The sequence below is a fragment of the Streptomyces narbonensis genome (genome assembly GCF_014649015.1).
GTDB lineage: Bacteria > Actinomycetota > Actinomycetes > Streptomycetales > Streptomycetaceae > Streptomyces > Streptomyces narbonensis.
Window position 1 is genome coordinate 1 of the sequence record NZ_BMSF01000016.1, and the last position, 17029, is coordinate 17029.

At 74.8% G+C, this 17029-nt stretch carries 12 protein-coding genes; 3 read left to right on the plus strand and 9 right to left on the minus strand.

The genetic code is table 11. The features are described 5' to 3' along the window. The 9 genes from IE124_RS26540 to IE124_RS26580 form a co-directional block, all read right to left on the minus strand. On the minus strand, nt 1-524 hold a 524-nt coding region (locus IE124_RS26540; protein ID WP_189511106.1), incomplete at its 3' end, for an AMP-binding protein. Between the two features lie 113 nt (nt 525-637). Next, nucleotides 638-853 (minus strand): MbtH family protein, encoded by a 216-nt coding sequence (locus IE124_RS26545; protein ID WP_189511108.1) that lies wholly within the window; start codon nt 851-853, stop codon nt 638-640. A 136-nt stretch (nt 854-989) separates the two neighbouring features. Further along, nucleotides 990-2438: an amidase family protein gene (locus IE124_RS26550; protein WP_229832894.1), complete on the minus strand. Its 1449-nt coding sequence runs from the start codon at nt 2436-2438 to the stop codon at nt 990-992. Beyond that, nucleotides 2431-3843, minus strand: a complete 1413-nt coding sequence (locus IE124_RS26555) for an MFS transporter (protein WP_189511110.1) — start codon at nt 3841-3843, stop codon at nt 2431-2433. The genes IE124_RS26550 and IE124_RS26555 overlap by 8 nt, the downstream gene beginning before the upstream one ends. Next, complete coding sequence (locus IE124_RS26560; protein WP_370468827.1) at nt 3840-5171, minus strand: glutamate synthase-related protein; 1332 nt, start codon at nt 5169-5171, stop codon at nt 3840-3842. The genes IE124_RS26555 and IE124_RS26560 overlap by 4 nt, the downstream gene beginning before the upstream one ends. A 314-nt stretch (nt 5172-5485) precedes the next feature. Next, the gene (locus IE124_RS26565) at nt 5486-6505 is read right to left on the minus strand and encodes an asparagine synthetase A (RefSeq protein ID WP_189511112.1); all 1020 of its coding nucleotides are present in this window, start codon (nt 6503-6505) and stop codon (nt 5486-5488) included. 7 nt (nt 6506-6512) lie between these two features. Further along, a complete protein-coding gene (locus IE124_RS26570) occupies nt 6513-8015 on the minus strand; it encodes a methylaspartate mutase (protein WP_189511114.1) in 1503 nt (500 codons plus the stop codon). Beyond that, nucleotides 8012-8449 (minus strand): cobalamin B12-binding domain-containing protein, encoded by a 438-nt coding sequence (locus tag IE124_RS26575; protein ID WP_189511116.1) that lies wholly within the window; start codon nt 8447-8449, stop codon nt 8012-8014. The genes IE124_RS26570 and IE124_RS26575 overlap by 4 nt, the downstream gene beginning before the upstream one ends. 384 nt (nt 8450-8833) lie before the next feature. Continuing rightward, a complete protein-coding gene (locus IE124_RS26580) occupies nt 8834-10159 on the minus strand; it encodes a helix-turn-helix domain-containing protein (RefSeq protein WP_189511120.1) in 1326 nt (441 codons plus the stop codon). 305 nt (nt 10160-10464) lie between these two features. On the opposite strand from IE124_RS26580, the gene IE124_RS26585 reads away from it, so the two are divergent. From IE124_RS26585 to IE124_RS26595, 3 genes are all read left to right on the plus strand, one after another. Further along, nucleotides 10465-13623 carry a type 2 lanthipeptide synthetase LanM family protein gene (locus IE124_RS26585; RefSeq protein WP_189511122.1) on the plus strand — a complete coding sequence of 1053 codons (3159 nt, stop codon included), beginning with the start codon at nt 10465-10467 and terminating at the stop codon, nt 13621-13623. A gap of 94 nt (nt 13624-13717) precedes the next feature. After that, nucleotides 13718-13948, plus strand: coding sequence for a hypothetical protein (locus IE124_RS26590; RefSeq protein ID WP_189511388.1), 231 nt, complete (start codon nt 13718-13720; stop codon nt 13946-13948). Nucleotides 13949-14093: 145 nt separating this feature from the next. Then, a complete protein-coding gene (locus IE124_RS26595; RefSeq protein WP_189511124.1) occupies nt 14094-17015 on the plus strand; it encodes a helix-turn-helix transcriptional regulator in 2922 nt (973 codons plus the stop codon). The last annotated feature ends 14 nt before the right edge of the window (nt 17016-17029 follow it).

The following is a 17029-nucleotide window of genomic DNA, read 5'->3' on the forward strand; positions in this document are numbered from 1 at the left end:
CGATGAGGAGCCACCACACCCTTCGGCACACCCGTCGAACCCGACGTGAACATCACACACGCCACATCCTCAGGACCCGCCACCCGCCCCAGATCACCACCCTCCAGAGCAGCCACCACCCCCGCCTCCGCGTCCACGGAGACCGGTCGCACGGGCGTGCCGTCCCAGTGGCCGGCGTACCGGGCGAGGGTGACGACCCGGGTGACGCCGGCCGTCGAAGCGACGGCGCGGACGCGCTCGGCGGGAAGGGAGGGGTCGAAGAGCGTGTATCCCGCGCCCGCCTTGAGGACGGCCAGGACGGCGACGACGAGCTCGGTGTCGCGCTCCAGCAGGACCCCGACGGTGTCGCCGCGCCGCACGCCGTGCGCGACCAGGTGGCGGGCCAGCCGGTTCGCCCGGGCGTTCAACTCGGCGTATGTGGTGTCCCGTTCCCCGATGACCACGGCGGCGGCATCGGGGGTCCGGGCCACCTGCTCCTCGAAGACCTCGTGGACGCAGTCCATGGACACCTTCATCAACTCCATCACTCGGGCGATCGGTCGGGGCGTGTGGTGTGGGAGGGGCGGGTGGGGCACGAGAGGGTGGGTGGCGCGCAGGGGGCGTGACAGGCGGCGGCCGCGTCAGGCCCGGGGGCGAGTCAGCTCGCGGCGGTCTCGGCGATGAGGCTCGCCGGGCGCATGTCGGTCCAGTGCGTGTCGACGTAGTCGAGGCAGCTCTGCCGCGAGGCCGCTCCGTGGACGGCGGTCCAGCCGTCCGGGACGTCGATCTCGGCCGGCCACAGCGAGTGCTGGTTCTCGTCGTTGACGAGGACCAGGTATTCGGCGTCCGCGTTCTCAAAAGGATTGGTGGTCATCGGAACTCTCCCGTTCTCGAAGCAATTCATATTCTTCGGGGACAGCGAAAAACTATCGCCGCAGTGAATTCAGAAAGGGCAGAAACCCGGGCAGCTGGGCGGCAGTTGTGCGGCGGCGGCAGTCGAATGCCGCGGCTCATTGGAGAGGCAGGTCGCGCAGGACCGCCGGTGTGCGGCGCTCGCCGCAGCAGCGTTCGGCGAGGAGCGCGTAAGGCAGCAGTGACGCCAGGTCGGGTGGGCCGAACAGCGAGATCCCGATGGGCAGTTCGCCGGAGAATCCTGCCGGTACGGCGATGTTGGGGTGGCCGGCCAGGGCGGGGAGGGTGGAGCTGGTCCGGGTGAAGGGGTCCGGTCCGTCGTCGATGCGCCAGGCCGGGCCGCTGGTCGCGGCCATCAGGACGTCCACACCGTGATCGGCCAGGGCCGTGGCGAGCAGGTCCCCGGCCCGCTGCCGGGAGCGGCGCCGCCGGTCGGGGGCGAGTCTTCGGTCCTCTTCGGTGAGCGCGGCGCACAGCTCGAAGAGGTCCTGACCGAAGAGGCCGAGTTCCACGGGGTCCCGGCGGTTCGCGGCGATGATCTCGTCGAGGGTGGCGGGGACGTCGCGCCGCCCGCTCAGATACCGCTCCAGGGACGGTGGGAACTCCGCGCAGAGCGCGTCGAGTCCGTCGACGAGCATGTCCCTGGGCAGGGCGAGCTCGACGGGTACGACGACGGCGCCCGCGTCCCTCAGTCGCTCGGCGGCGCGTTCCAGGACGGCCTGGGCGTCGGGCGCCATGCCCTTGACGTGCCAGAGTCCCACCCGTACGGACTCCGGTGGGGCCGGGGCGGCGGGTAGCGGGCGGCCGGTCAGCACCGCGAGGCAGAGCGCCGCGTCCTCCAGCCGTGCCGCGAGCGGCCCGATGGTGTCCTGGACCGTGGAGATCGGCACGACCCCGGCGGCCGGGAGGGTGCCGGGGGCGGGTTTGATGGCGGCGACTCCGCAGACGCCGGCCGGGCAGACGAGGGAGCCGTCCGTCTCGGTGCCGAGCGCGAGCGGGGCCATTCCGGCCGCGACGGCGGCCGCCGAACCGGCGGAGGAGCCCCACGGGCTGTGGTCGGGATCGTGCGGGTTGCGGGTCTGGCCGCCGACGGCGGACCAGCCCTCGATGCTGCCGGTGGAGCGGAAGTTGCCCCACTCGGTGAGGTTCGTCTTGCCGAGGATCACGGCGCCGGCGGCCCGCAGTCGCGTGACGACCTCCGCGTCCCGGTCGGGTGGGGTCCCGGCGAGCAGCCGGGAGCCGGCGGTGCCGGCGAGGCCCGCCGTGTCGATGTTGTCCTTGAGGAGGACGGGGATGCCGTCCAGGGGGCTCAGGGAGCGGCCCGCGGCGTGGCGGCGGTCGGCGGCGCGGGCCTGGGCCATGGCCGTGCCGTCGACCGCGAGGACGGCACGGACCACAGGGTCGACGGCGCTGATCCGGTCCAGGCAGGCCCTGACCAGCTCGGTACCGGTGAGCTCGCCGGAGCGCAGCAGCCGCGCGAGCTCGGCGACGGGACGGTCGGTCTCGGCGGCAGGACAGCTCTTCTCGGCTGCGGGGCGGTCAGTCAAGGCGGGCCTCCCGCAGGAGCGGGGTGAACGCCACCATGACGACGGCGATCAGCGCGACCAGGGCGTGCAGCAGCAGCGCCCACGTCATTCCGGCCCACTCGACGAGCACCCCGATGACCAGGTTGCCGAGGGGGGCGGCGCCGAAGATGAGGAGCGCCTGGATCGACACGACCCGGCCGCGTACGGCTTCGGGGGCCCAGCGCTGCACGCAGGACACCAGCACGGTGCCGACCAGGGCCGAGACGAAGCCCAGGCCGACGTACGGGGCGAGTGCGGCGACCATGGAGGGTGCCCACGCGAGCGCCCCCAGGCACAGGGTCTGCCCGACGGTGCCCAGGACCAGGACGCGGCCCGCACGCCGGCGGGCCGGCCACACCAGGGACAGCAGGAACCCGGCGGCGGCGCCGACGGTGAAGGCGGTCAGGAGCAGGCCGGCGCCGGCGGCGGCCGAGCCGTTCCGTCCGGCCATCAGCGCCACGCCGATGTTGATCGGTCCCGCACCCGCGAACTCGGTCAGTCCGATCACGGTGATCACGGCCCGCAGCCGTGGCTCGGCGGCCACGGCCCGGAGCCCTTCGCCGATCCGCGCCGCCAAGGAGGCCTGCGGCGCGGCGGGATGGACGGCGGCGGCGCCGCGGCCGGGCGTGCCGGCGGTGGCACCACCCGGCGCGTCCGCCTTCCCGCCGGTCGGCACGGCGCCGTCCGGACCGCCTCGCGCCGCGTCGCCGTCCGGACCGTCCGCGCCGTCGGGCTTCCCCGGTGTCGCGGAGCGCGGGTCCGGGACGCCCCGTGCCCGTACGCGAAGGACGGCGAGGGCCGAGATCGCGAACGTCACGGCGTTGACGGCCGCGACGAGCGGGATGCCGCCGAGGGCCATCAGCACCCCGCCGAGCGGGCCGCCCGCCGCCTGGCCGCCGCGCAGGGCGCCCAGGTAGAGGGCGTTGCCGCGGACCAGCTGGCTGTGGGGCAGCAGCCCGGCGCGCAGCGATCCCGAGGCCGGGATGAAGAACGCGCCGAACAGCGAGAGCCCGGCAGCCGCCACCACGAGCAGGGGCACCCCGGGGCCCAGGGCGAGGGCCCCGGCGGTCGCGAGGACCATGACCGCGCAGCGGGCCAGGTCGGCGCCCACCATGACGCGGCGCGGGCCGATGCTGTCGACGACGGCGCCCGCGCCGAGCAGGGTGACCAGCCTCGGCAGGGAGGCGAGCGCGAGGACCGCGCCCGCCCGTGCCGGTCCCGTGTCGGCGGTGACCGACCAGGCGAGCGTGACGTACCAGGCGGCGTCGCCGAGCGCGGACAGGCCCATGGCTAGGGCGAATCCGAGGTAGCCGCCGTCGGTGAGCCCCGGGCCCCCGGTCCGGGTGCCGGTGGGCGCGGTGGACCCGGTGGCGGTGCCGCCGGTCACGGCTGGGTGCCCAGGGGTGCGGCGAGCGAGGGATCCGGGTGCGGGAGGCCCGTGCCGGCCGCCCACACGTCCTCGTACGCGAGCGCGCTCGCCTCGTACTTGCCCAACGCGCTGATCAGCAGCCGCAGTTCCAGGGCCAGGGCCTCGACGAGGCGGACGAGGCCGCGCTCGGGATCCTCCTCGACCGCGAGGAGCGCCGCGCGGCCGAGCCCGACGGCGGTGGCGCCGAGAGCGAGCGCCTTGGCGGCGCGGGTGCCCTCCCACATCCGGCCGGACACGAGCAGTCCGGCGGCGGGGCGGCCGATGCGGCGGAGGCATTCGCCCAGCGGTAGTCCGACCGTGTCGAGGAAGCCGAGCGGGGCCCAGCCGGTGCCGCCCTCCGCGCCGTCGACGGTGACCGCGTCGGCGCCGGCCGACCAGGCGACGGCGGCGGCCTCCCGGACGTCCCGCCCGGGGTGGAGCTTCACCCAGACCCGGGCGCGCGGGAAGTTGTTGCGCATCAGGCGGATCTGCTGGCGCAGGATCTCCTCGGTGAAAGTGCCGGGGCTGCTGCACCGCAGGACGCGCTCCTCGCCGCCGAGGACGTCGTCGACGGCGTACTGCTCCGCCACGCGGGCGGCGGCTGCGCGGTCGAGGACGGTCATGCCGCCGAGGCCGGGCTTGGCCCCCTGGCCCACCTTCAGCTCGAAGGCGAGCCGCCCCGATTCCAGCAGCGGCCGGGCGGAGGGGTCGCTGTAGACGAGGTTCCACACCTCGGCGTCGGCGTCCTCGGTGCTCTGCTGCACGGCGACGCCGCCGGCGCCGTCGGGGAGTTCGTCGAGGTAGGCGCGGATGCGGCCGAGCAGGGAGCGCTCGGCTTCCCCGGAGGGTGCGGTGCCGATCCGGCCGTATCCGTTGACGGGGACGACGTTCTCGCCGATCACCATGGGGAGGCCGAGCCGTCCGGCCTGCCGGCTGGCGGCGGTGCCGAGGTCGGCGCTGGCCACCTGCGTCGACCCGAAGGCGGAGAGGTAGGCGGGCAGTGGGGAGTGGAGGGCGCCGACGACGGTGGTGAGGTCCACGTCGTGGTGCATCGGCTCGCGGGCGAGGTCGATGAGCTTCTCCAGGCGCCGCGGCATGAAGACGGGCGGCACGAGGCGGAGGGCGTCGAGGAGGTCGGCGTCCGGTGCGGTGTGCGCCGAGGTCCGCGCGGCACCGAACAGGGTCCGCCCGTACGCCTCCACGGGCGGGAAGAGCGCGGCGGTGCCGCGGCGGGCGCGGTCGCGCACGGAGTCGGCGGGGAAGGCGTCGGCCCGCAGGCCGGGGTCGTCGGCTCGGCGGCGGTCCACGTCGGCCCGCAGGCCGGGCGCGTCGGCTCGGCGGCGGTCCGCGTCAGCCCGCAGGCCGGGCGCATCGGCTCGGCGGCGGTCCGCGTCAGCCCGCAGGCCGGGCGCATCGGCTCGGCGGCGGTCCGCGTCAGCCCGCAGGCCGGGCGCATCGGCTCGGCGGCGGTCCGCGTCAGCCCGCAGGCCGGGCGCATCGGCTCGGCGGCGGTCGGCGTCAGCCCGGAGGCCGGGCGCGTCGGTCCTGGGGCCAGAGGCCTCGGTCCGCAGGCCGGGAACGTCGGGGCTCTCGCCAGGGCTGCCCTCCGTGGGTCGTCCGTTCACGGGGCGATCACTCCCGGCACCTTCGGGTAGGCGCTGGCCTGCCACACCGAGTCGAGACCGGCGAGGTAGCGGGTGAAGCGTTCGAGGCCGATGCCGAAGCCCGCGCTGTCCGGTATGCCCTCGCGGACCATCTGGAGGTACCAGCCGTACTTGGCGGGGTTCTCGCCGGTCTCCCTCATCCGGGCGACGATCCGGGCGTACTCGAACTCCCTCTCGCTGCCGCTGCACAGCTCGCCGTAGCCCTCGGGCGCGATGATGTCGAAGTTGCGCAGGGTGCCGGGCTCGTCGCGGCTCTCGCGGTCGTAGAAGCCCCGGGATCCCTTCGGGTAGTCGGTGACGAAGAAGGGGCGGCCGGACTTGGCGGAGAGCATGGCCTCTCCCTGCCAGTCGATCTCGGCGTCGGCGCTCTGGTCGTGCCCCATGTCGCGCAGCTCGGCGACGGCCTCGGCGTGGGTGCGGTGGCCGAAGGACTGGCCGAGGAGCTCGGTGAAGGCGCCGGTGTCGCGGCCGAGGGCCTCGAACTCCTCGGCCTGGTGCTCGGTGACCTCGCGCACGATGTGCCGTACGAGGTCCTCGCCGAGCCGGGTGATCTCCTCGCGGGAGGCGCCCGCGACCTCGACGTCGATCTGGTGGAACTCGGCCAGGTGGCGGCTGGTGTTCGCGGTCTCCAGGGGCTCCAGACGGACGCAGGGCGCGATGGAGAAGATCTTGTCGAAGGCGAGCAGGGAGGCCTGCTTGTAGAGGATGGCGCTGGTCATCAGCTTGTAGCGGTGGCCGTAGTAGTCGATGTCGACCTGCTTGGAGCCGCGTACGCCGGGGTCGGTGACGGGGCCGATCATCGGCAGGAGCATCTCGGTGAACCCGTGAGCGCGCAGGAAGTCGCGGGCGGCCGTGAGCACGCCGTTCTGGAGCCGTACGACCGCACGGGTCGTCGGGTCGGTCAGGTGCCGTGCGGGGGCCTCGGGCAGGCGCTCGGTGGCGGCGGGGCCGGCCGCCGTGTCCGTGGTGTGCAGCATGGGGTGTCTACCGTCCTTCTTCGAGGAGGGCCGCGCGGGCCGGCGGGCGGTGCCCGTCGCCGAGGGGCCGGTGGGTGGGCGAGGGGTCGAGGGCCGCGGCGTCGAAGCGCTGTTCCACATGGCGGAGGGCGCTGAGGAGACCGCCTGAAGTGAGGCGTGGTTCGTGGGCGAGTTCGACGATGCCGCCGAGCGGCATGGAGCCGATGGCCGACCAGCGCAGGCGTCCGTCGGTGTCGAGATAGCTGCGGGTGCGCTGGGCGTTGTCGGGGTGGAGGCAGTAGGGGACGTCGAGGTAGCCGCGCTCGAAGGCCAGCGGGAGGGCGCGGCCGAGGTCGGGCGAGATCTCCAGGACGGCCTGGACGAGGGCGGACGCCTCGGCGTGGATGCCCGTGTCGGGGACCGGCCGGACGGCGAGCCGGGAGGCCGCGGCCTCTCCGGCGCCCGGCCTCGAAGCCGCCTCGGCTGGGGCTGCCGCCGCTCGGGCTGCCGCCGCCTGGGTCGCCTCCGCCCGGGCCGTCTCCGCCCGGGCTGCCGCCGCCTGGGCCGTCTCCGCCTCGGCGGCGCGCGCCGCCGCCTCCAGGGCGGCCGCGTTCTCCCGTACGGTCGGAATGCGGTGCGCCTCGGCGGCGGTCTTGACGATGAGGCGGGCCGCGCCGGTGCGGACCGCGAGCCTGGCCGACTCCTCCAGGAGGAGCCGGGCTCCGTCGGGGGTGCGCGGATAGACGCCCATGTACGTGTAGACGACGATGTGCCGGTCGAGGTCGGGCAGGAGCACGTCCGCGAGCCGCCGCAGGGCGTGCAGGGCCTCCTCGTCCTGAGCCGGGTCGGTCCCCTGGGCGTAGCTGAGGGAGACGCTGCGCAGTCCGTGCTGGGCGAAGAAGAGGGCTTCCAGGACGCTGAGCGCGACGAGCAGGCTGGGCGGGCACAGCTGGCCCATCATGCAGCCGCCGAAGGTCTCCAGGTGGGGTTCGACTCCGTGGTCGCGGGTCCGGGCGAGCAGTTCGCAGCTGCGGACCCAGTTCTCGACGGAGGCGGTCAGCGGCGTACGGCCGTAGGGCAGGCAGTAGGAGACGGGGCCACCCTCGGTGGCGTCGAGCCCGGCGAGGAGGAGTGCGGCGACGATGTCCTGCGGGGCGGCGGAGCCGTGGCGGACCTGCACGGGGAAGGTGTGGTCCTGGATGCCGTCGAGGACCGAGCGGGTGACGGCGGGGTCGTAGGTGACGAGGGGGTAGCCGTTGAGGGGGACGCCGTCGGCCAGGGCGCGGCGGGCGGCGGCCTGGTCGCCGACGCGGGTGTAGCTGTCGATCGTGAGGGTGCCGACGGTGGTGGCGTCGGCGGCCCTGGTGGCGGCGAGGCCGGCCCGCATGGCCCGTGGGTCGCTCATGCCCATGCGGGGCTGGACGACGAGGCGGCCGGCTGCCCGCGCGGCGGAGACGAAGGCTCCGAAGGAGCCCGGGGGCAACGGCTGCGGCGGGGCGGCGGGGGCGGGGCGGCGCGCGGGTACGGTCATGTCGTCACGCCCGCCGGGATGGATCTGAGGAACGACCCGAAGGACGCGAGGCTCGCGCCCTCTTCGAAGACGGCGTCGAAGCCGGCTTCGAGGAGACCGGCCTGATCGGTGCTGTCGGCGCCGTCGATGCCGAGCTTGCCGCCGATCACGACGGGGATGGCGGCGGTCTCGGGATGGCCGCGCAGCTCACGGATGACCCGCCGTCCGTCGTTGGCGCCATGGCCGTTGACGCTGCTGATCACCACGAGGTCGGGGCGCTGGCGCCGGCATTCCTCGACGAGGAGCTCGTCGGGCACGCAGGCCCCGAGGTTCGCGACCCGGTGGCCCAGCTCCTCCAGCAGCAGTTGCAGAAACACGAGGTTCCAGGTGTGCGCGTCCGACGCGACGCTGGAGACGATCACCTTGAGTCCGGATGCGGACGGTAATTCCGTCATCGGGGTCTTCACCGGGGTGACCGGGGTGCCCACTTTCATAGCCTGCCTTCGTTCGACATGACAGATGGCGTCTTCTTCTCGCCCGCGATTCCCGGTCGTCTCCGAATTCCCGGTCGTCTCCGATTCCCGCCGCATTCCTCACCTGTTTCCGGTGACGGCAGGAATGTCCGATCGGGGCGCGGTTTCACCGTAGGGGCGGCTCCGGGGGCCGGAGGGAAGTCCGAGCGGCAGGTGTCCGGCAGAATGGGCCGCGGACTCCTGACGGAACGCCCAGCGCGCAACACATGTACGGCTGTCGCGGCCTGAACAGCGCGTACGGCACGCACGGCACGCACGGCTCGCACGGCACGTACGGCGCGCACGGCACGTACGGCGCGCACGGCATCAGGCCATCGCGCAGGCGACCGGCGAGGCCGAGGTGTACTCCGCCTGCATTCCCTTGCCGTCGGGGGCTGGACGCGGGGCCGAGCGGGACGCGAGGACCGACCGGACCCGGTGCAGGACCCGGAAGCGGTCCCGGCCGTCCTCGTCGGCGGTGCGGACCAGGCCGTGGATCAGCAGGCCGTACACGGTGGCGGCGGTGTCGGCGAGGGAGGTCCCGGCGAGCGGTGCCGCCTCGTCGAGGGTCCAGCTTCCGGGCAGCGCGCTGAGGACGAACAGCCGCTCGCGCAGGGCGGGTTCCAGTACGGCGAGGCTGCGGGCGACGGGTCCGGAGCCGCTGCCGGAGGCGGGGCCCCAGGCGGCGGGAGGCGCCGAGAAGCGCTCGGGGTCCCTGGCGAGGGAGTGCAGCAGCTCTTCGGGGGCGTGTACGAGTCCCCAGGCGGCGGTGGTCTCCAGCGCGCCCGGGATGCCGTCGAGAGCGCGGCACAGCTCGGCGACGGCGGGGGTCGCGGCGGGACGCGGGGCGTACGGGCGCAGCCGTCGCAGGTGGGACAGGAACAGCCGGACGGAGGGGAACTCGGCGAGCGCGGCGGCGTCGTGGTCGAGCGCGCGCCCGGGGACGGGCAGCGGCGCGATCGGCATGACCTGTTCGCCCCCCAGGCAGGACGGGGTGGGGCCGGTGACGACGACGCGCAGGCCCGGGCGGCGCGCGAGGAGATGGTGGATCAAGGACCCTTCGGCCCTGCGGGCGAGTCCGTCCAGGACGAGCAGCACGTCGTGTCCGTGGCCGCCCCCGGCACCCGTCGCGTCCGGTGCGAGGCGGGGCAACTCCTTCAGGTCGGGCGAGAGTCCGGCGCCCTGGACCCAGAGAACGCGCCAGCCGTGACCGTCCCGCAGGAGGCCCGCCGCCTCCCGTACGACACGGGTCTTCCCGACCCCTCCCAGGCCGACGACGCTCACGAGCCTCTGCTGATCCACCGTCAGGAGTTCGACGAGGGAGCGGATCTCGTGCTCGCGCCCGACGGTCGTGCCGAGCAGCGCGGGCGGCGTGCAGGTCTCGGGCCCGGCGGCGTCGGGGCCTTCGGAGGGAAGGTGGCTGCGCGCCGCTTCGTGGAAGGCGTCGCGGGTCGCGCCGGTGAGCCGGAGGACGTCGGCGAGCAGCCGGGCCGTCTCCTGCCGGGGGCGGCGGGCGCGGCCGCTCTCCAGGTCCCGTATCGCCCTCACGCTGAGTGTGGCCAGATCGGCCATCTGCTGCTGGGTCATGCCGCTGCGCCGGCGGTGGTGGCGCAGCAGCCCGCCGAACTGGTCCGTCCCGATGGCTGTGGTCATGGGTCCCCTCCCTTGATCTGTCCTGGCGTCACCCATGGTCGGAAGGGTCGGGTGCGCACCGCATGGGTCGGCCGCCCCCAGATTTGGGAGCACGGTCGGCGGGGGCTTCGCGCCGGGGCGTTGCCGGAGTGTCCACGGTGCGGCGCGGGGCCGAGCGGGGCCTTACGGGGTCACACGCCGCCGTTCGGAGTCGGGCGGGGGAACGGGGTGCGGCGGGTCCGCGGGGGTGGGGTGGGGGGTGCGGAACAAACATGGGGGCGATGCCCCCATGTGGGACCGGGGGATGTCCTGCCAACGTTGCACACGTGACCATCACCACCTCCACACAGGACACCACGACGGGCCTCGCCCCCGGATGGTGGGCTCCGGCCCTCCATCTGCGGGAGCGGCTCGCGGCCCCCGGTGCTCCCGGCGGCGCGCTCTCCCGCCGGGCGGCGGAGCGGCTGGCGGACCGGGTGACGGCCCTGGGTCAGGACGAGGCGTTCCTGGCGCGGCTGGCCGGGCTCGGCGTCGACGTGCCGACGGTCGCCGCGCTGGCGGCGGAGCCCTCGGCGCGGCTGGCGGCCAGGACGGAGCGGCCCGCTTGGGCGGAGTTCGTGGAGCGCGCCGTGGCCTCGGCCCCGCTGTGGCCGGTGCCGGGCACGTACGGATCGGCGTCCGCCCAGGGCGCCGCCGCCCCGCAGGACACCTGGCGGCGGGACTTCGCCGGCGCGCTGGCTCCCCTGACGCGGGCGGCCGGGCGTGCGCTGGACGAGCGGCTGCGGGCCCTGCGGCCCGGCCAGATCGATCAGGACTCCGTACGGGAAGGGTTCGAGCGGCAGCTCGGCGGGCGGCTGGTGGCCCCGGCGGCGCGCACCCTGGTTCTCGAACTGAACCGCGCGCGGGTCGAGGGGCGGCTCGAAGGGGCCACGCCTGAGGGCCGGTTCGCCGGCTTCGCCGCCGGACTCGGCACCCGTGAGCCCCTGTCCGGGCTGTTCGTCCGGTATCCGGTGCTCGCCCGCCTACTGGGCACCGAGTGCGTCCACGCCTCCGCCGCCACCGCCGAACTTCTCGAACGGTTCGCGGCCGACCGGGCCGCGCTCGTGGAGGGGCTCCTCGGGGGCGTCGACCCCGGCGCGCTGACGGGCGTGGACCTCGGCCAGGGGGACACCCATCAGCGGGGCCGCTCGGTGGCGATGCTCCGCTTCGCCGACGGCCGGACGGTGGTGTACAAGCCGCGCCCACTCGACCAGCACGCCTGCTTCGACCGGCTCGTGGCCTGGCTCGACGACCGGCTGCCCGGCCTCGGCCTGCGCACCGTGGCGGCGGTGCGCCGCGAGGGGTACGGCTGGCTGGAATTCGTCGGCCACCGGCCCTGCGGATCGGTCGGCGAGGCCGATCTGTTCTACCGGCGGCAGGGCGCGCTGCTGGCTCTGCTGTACGCGCTGGACGGCGCGGACATGCACTGCGAGAACCTCATCGCCTGCGGGGACCAGCCGGTGCTCGTCGATGTGGAGACGCTGCTGCACCCCTCGGTGCCGGCGGCCACCACGGCGGGCCCCGACCCGGCGGCACTCGCCCTCGCCGCCTCCGTACACCGGACCTGCCTGCTCCCCCAGCTGCTGATCGGCGAGCACGGGGCGCTGGACATCTCGGCCCTCGGCGGCGGTCAGGCCGCGCTCTCCCCCGCCGACGCCGTCGACTGGGCGGACGCCGGCACCGACACGATGCACCTGGTACGCCGACGGGTCCCGTACTCCGGAAGCCCCAACCGTCCTTCGCTGGACGGCCGGGAGATCGACCCGGGTGCGTACGGCGCGGCGCTGCTGACCGGATTCCGGCTGGGTTACGACATCTTGGTCGCCTGCCGGGACGAACTCCTCGCGAAGGACGGCCCCTTGGCCGGGTTCGGCACGGCGCCCGCGCGCTTCGTGGGGCGGGCGACCCGGCTGTACGCGACGCTCCTGGACGAGTCGGCCCATCCGGACGTACTCGGCGACGCCGTCGACCGGGACGTGCTGTTCTCCCTGCTGTACGCCGAGTCGGCGGGCGACCCGGTGCGGGGGCGCCTGGTCGAGCACGAGATCGCGGACCTCTGGGACGGCGACGTCCCGGTCTTCGTCCACCGGCCCGGGAGCACCGACGTCTGGTCGTCCCGTGGGGCGCGGCTGCCCGGCCTGCTGGCGACGCCCGCGCTCGTCGCCACCGAGGAGAAGATCTCCGCCCTCGACGAGGTGGACCGGCACCACCAGGAATGGCTGATCTCCGCCGCTCTGTCCACCCGCCGGGCCCGCCGCGTCACGCACCGCGCCGACGCGCCGGTGCTGCCCACGGCGCCCGCCGCGGTGCCGGAGCCGCGCCGTCTCCTGGCGGCGGCCTGCGGCATCGCCGACGAGATCGTGGGGCGCGCGGTCCGCGACGACTCCCGGGCCAACTGGATCGGCCTGGAGCTCGTCGACGGCAGGCACTGGGCGGTGACCCCGATGGGTGCCGGACTCGCCGACGGCTACACCGGAGTGGCGCTGTTCCTCGCCCAGTTGGGCCGGCTGACCGGCGTCGGCCGCTACACGGACCTGGCCGCGCGGGCCGTTCTGCCGCTGCCCCGGCTCATCCACGCGCTCGCCTCCGAGCCCGAGTTGAGCCGTGCGGTCGGGCCCGGCGGATTCCACGGCCTCGGCGGGCTCTGTTACGCGCTCGCCCGGCTGGCCACCCTGCTCGGCGACGACCGGCTCGGCGACTGCCTGCCGCTCGCGCTGCGGGCCCTGGCCACCTCGGCCCGCACGCACGACCCGGCCGGCCCCCCGGCGGACGTCGGCACCGGGCTCGCGGGAGGCCTCGCGGCGCTGCTCGCGGTCCACCGGGAGACCGGGCTGGCCGAAGCCGCCTCGCTCGCCGCGGAGTTCGCCGACCGGCTCCTCCCGGCGGCCGGCGGACTCCCGGACGGGTTCCTGCGGGGGCGGGCCGGCGCGGGCTGGGCACTGTGCCGCTACGAGTCGGCCGCGGCCCCGCCCGGGGGCACGTACGCGGCCGCCGGCCGGGCCCTGCTCGGCCGGACAGCACGGGGCGCAGAAGCAGGCACCGACCTCGGCTGGTGCTCGGGACTCTCCGGCACCCTCCTGGCCTGCATGGCCGACACCGCCGCCTCGGCCCCGGCCGTCCCCGCCACCGCGTGGGACCGACTCGCCGGGGACCGCCCGCCCCTGAGCGACCTCAGCCTGTGTCACGGGGAGCTCGGCACGGTGGAGGCCCTGGCCGTCGCCGCCGCACACGGGCTTCCCGGGGCCTCGGCCCGGCTCACCCATCGCGCCGGGCTGGTGCTCGGGGCGCTGGACGGGTACGGACCCCGTTGTGCCACTCCTGACACGGTGCCCTCTCCCGGACTCCTCACCGGATTGTCCGGCATCGGCTACGCCCTGCTCCGGCTGGGCTTCGCCGAGACCGTCCCCTCCGTATTCCTCCTCGACCCCACTCCTGGGGAGCGCTGACCCCGCCACCCCTCGCACCACCCGCACGGCACACGCAGAGCGCACGGCACGCACGGCATGCACGTCCATCCGACCGCACCTCGAAAGGATCTCCATGAACCCGCAGAAGCCGTCCCGCGAGACCGCCACCGCCCTCACCGACACGACCGTCGAGGGCCCCGGGGCCACCGGCGCGGTGGAGCCGGCCGGGCGTATCGCGCTCTCGGGGCGCGACCGGGCCACGGCTCGGGCCCGGGCCCTCGCGGGTCTCGCTCTCGGCACCGGACTCGTGGCGATCCTCAACGACATCGACACGACCGTGAGCATCCCGATCCTGCCGATCTGACGTCCCGGTCCGACGCACCGACCTGACATCTCCGCCCCCGGCGGCCGCCCTCCGATCCCTGCGGAGGCGGCCGCCGGCGCCGTGCGCGCGGGTACCTGATCGAAGCGTCACTTATGCCCTGGCATGAACGGGTAAATTCGCGGGTATGCATCCCCGAGCTCCTCTCCTCGTCGGACGTGACGCGGAAATCGCCCAGTTGGACCGCGCCCTCGACACCGCTCGCGGGCGGCGCGGCAGCACGGTGTTCCTGGTCGGCGACGGAGGCATCGGCAAGTCACGGCTCGCGGCCGAGGCGACGGGCCTGGCCTTCTCCGCCGGAATGCGGGTGCTGCGCGGCCGGGGCAGCACGATCGGGCCGATGGTGCCGTTCCGCCCGCTCACCGAGGCGCTGATGTCGCTCTTCCGCGGCGGTGAGCCGTGGGAGGAGGCCGAACTGGGACCGTACCGGCCGGTGTTGGGGCGTCTGGTCCCCGACTGGGCGGGCGAGGCGCAGAACGGCGGCTCGCTGGTGGTGCTCGCCGAGGCCGTGCTGCGACTGCTCTCCGTGGTGTCGAGGGAGCACGGCGCCCTCGTGGTCCTGGAGGATCTGCACGACGCCGACACCGAGACCCTGGTGGTGCTCGAATACCTGGTGGACAATCTGGAGCACCTGCCGGTGGTCCTGCTCGCGACGACCCGCGCGGAGCCGTGCGCCGCCCTGGACCTGGCGCACTCGGTGGCCCAGCGGCGCTCCGGCGTCCTGCTCGGTCTGGGTCCGCTGGACCGTTCCGAGGTCGCCCGGATGATCGCCTCCTGCCTCGACACCGAGGCGGAGGAGGTGCCCGGCGAGATCGTGGAGCGGCTCTGGGACACCAGTGTCGGGAACCCGTTCGTCGTCGAGGAGCTGCTCCACGGCATGATCGGCAACGGCTGCGTGGTCCACCGGGGCGTCTCCTGGGAGGTCGTCGGCTCGCTGCGCACCGAGGTGCCGAGCACGCTGGTGCGTGGCATCGCGCACCGTACCGACCGGCTGGGACCGCAGGGCCGGATGCTGCTGTCGGCGGCTGCCGTGCTCGGCCGCCGCTTCCCGCTGCCGGTGCTCCAGCGGATGTCCGGCATCGACGACCACGGGCTGCTGAGTCATCTGCACGCCGGTGTGGCAGCCCAGTTGGTGGTGCCGGACGAGCCCGCCCCCGACTGGTACGCGTTCCGGCATCCGCTGACCGCCGAGGCGCTGCTGGCCCAGCTCACCCCCACCGACCGGGCGAAGCTGTCCGGCCGGGCGGCCGAGGTGGTGGAGGAGCTCCATCCCGGGCTGCCGGGCGAGTGGTGCCCGCTGGTGGCGGCGCTGCGCCGGGACGCCGGTGACCGGGTGGGGGCGGCGCGGCTGTTCGCGGAGGCGGGCCGGCGTGCGCTGGCGGACGGTGCCGTGGGCTCGGGGGTGTCGCTGCTGCTCGGTGCCGACGAGTTGCTGGCGCCCCGTCAGGACTGGCCGGTGCGGGCCGAGGTGCTGGAGTCGCTGCTGCCCGCGCTGGCGGAGAGCGGCGAGTTCGACCGGGCCTTCGAGCTCGCGGAGGGTCTGCACGAGCTGGTCGGCGCGGGGGTGGAGGCCGGCCGGCTCGCCGCGCTCCACACCCGGCTGGCCAAGGTGGCTCATCTGGCGGGCCGTTGGGCCGACGGCAATGCGCAGATCGCCGAGGCCCGGGCGCTCCTGACGACCGTGCGCGACCCGGCGCAGTCGGCCGCCGTCGACGTGGTGGCCGCGTATCTGGCGCTGGACACTCCGGGCCCCGACCGGACGGAGACGGCCGAGAAGCTGGCCCGGGCCGCGGTCTCGGCGGCCGAGGCCGGGCCGCAGCCGGCGGTGGCCTGCCAGGCCTGGGAGCTGCTCGGGGTGCTGGCCCGGGAGCGCGATCTGGACGAGGCGCGGCTGTGCTTCGAGCGGGCGCGGCGGATCGCCGAGCAGCACCGGCTGCCGATCCCGCGCGCCTACGCGCTGGTGCGGGTCGGCGGGAACGAGTGGCTGGCGGTCGGGGAGACGCGGTCCCTGGAGCTGGCGCACGAGGAGGCGTTACGGCTGGGCGCGGTCACCATCGCGTACTCGATCGACGCGATACTCGTCCTCCAGGCGGTGCTCTGCGGCCGGTTCGAGGAGGCCGCGCGGCTCGGCGAGGAGATATCGACGACGGCTGCCCGGCTGCGGCTCGCGCCGGTGGCGCGGTACGTGCTGATGACTCGGGCGACGCTGGCGGCGCACCAGGGCGACCGGGCGGCGATGGAGGGAGCGCTGCGGGAGTTCGCCGGCTGGGACGGGGCCGGCTCGCAGGAGGAGCCGCTGTGCATCGGCCTCGCACGGGCGTTCTGCGCGCTTCTGGAGGAGAACCGGCCACTGGCGCTGCGGGAGCTGGACCGGGCGCGGGCCCAGGAGCTGGACAGCCCGACGACCTTCCATCTGAGTGGTCTGCACGGGCTGCGGCTGCTGCTGGACGTGCTGGCGGGTGAGGCCGACTGGGACCATTACCACCGTACGGCCGCCACCTCGGCGAGCCGGATGCGCTGGAACCGCCAGTTCGTGCTGCTGGCCCACGCGGTGCTGCTGGGCCGCTCGGGCGAGGCGGAGGCGGCGGTGTCGGCCGTCGCCGAGGCGGAGCTGCTGGCCGCTCCGTATCCGACCGCGCTCCATCTGGGGCTGCGGCTCACGGCCGAGGCGGCCCTGGAGAGCGGCTGGGGGGATCCGGCCTCGTGGCTGCGCCGGGCGGAGGAGCACTTCCACGCCGCCTCGGTGCCGGACGTGGCGGGTGCCTGCCGGGCGCTGCTGCGCCAGTTCGGGGTCTCGGTCCGGCAGCGGCGCAGCGGCGCGGACCGCATTCCGGCGCCGCTGCGGGCGCTGGGGGTGACGGTCCGTGAGTACGAGGTCTTCCAGCTGCTGGCGGAACGCTTGAGCAACAAGGCCATCGCGGGCCGTCTCTACATCTCGCCCCGGACGGTCGAGAAGCACGTGGCGGCCCTGCTGACGAAGACCGCCCGGCAGGACCGTGAGGCGCTGTGCGACCTGTCGGCCTCGGAGACGGCGGCGCAGAGGCACTGACCCAAGGGTGCTTG

What these genes read in the sequence shown, in the direction of transcription:
- IE124_RS26545 (WP_189511108.1), bottom strand. Translation starts at nt 853, where the DNA reads ATGACCACCAATCCTTTTGAGAACGCGGACGCCGAATACCTGGTCCTC.
- IE124_RS26565 (WP_189511112.1), bottom strand. Translation starts at nt 6,505, where the DNA reads ATGCTGCACACCACGGACACGGCGGCCGGCCCCGCCGCCACCGAGCGC.
- IE124_RS26570 (WP_189511114.1), bottom strand. Translation starts at nt 8,015, where the DNA reads ATGACCGTACCCGCGCGCCGCCCCGCCCCCGCCGCCCCGCCGCAGCCG.
- IE124_RS26575 (WP_189511116.1), bottom strand. Translation starts at nt 8,449, where the DNA reads ATGACGGAATTACCGTCCGCATCCGGACTCAAGGTGATCGTCTCCAGC.
- IE124_RS26580 (WP_189511120.1), bottom strand. Translation starts at nt 10,159, where the DNA reads ATGACCACAGCCATCGGGACGGACCAGTTCGGCGGGCTGCTGCGCCAC.
- IE124_RS26590 (WP_189511388.1), top strand. Translation starts at nt 13,718, where the DNA reads ATGAACCCGCAGAAGCCGTCCCGCGAGACCGCCACCGCCCTCACCGAC.
- IE124_RS26595 (WP_189511124.1), top strand. Translation starts at nt 14,094, where the DNA reads ATGCATCCCCGAGCTCCTCTCCTCGTCGGACGTGACGCGGAAATCGCC.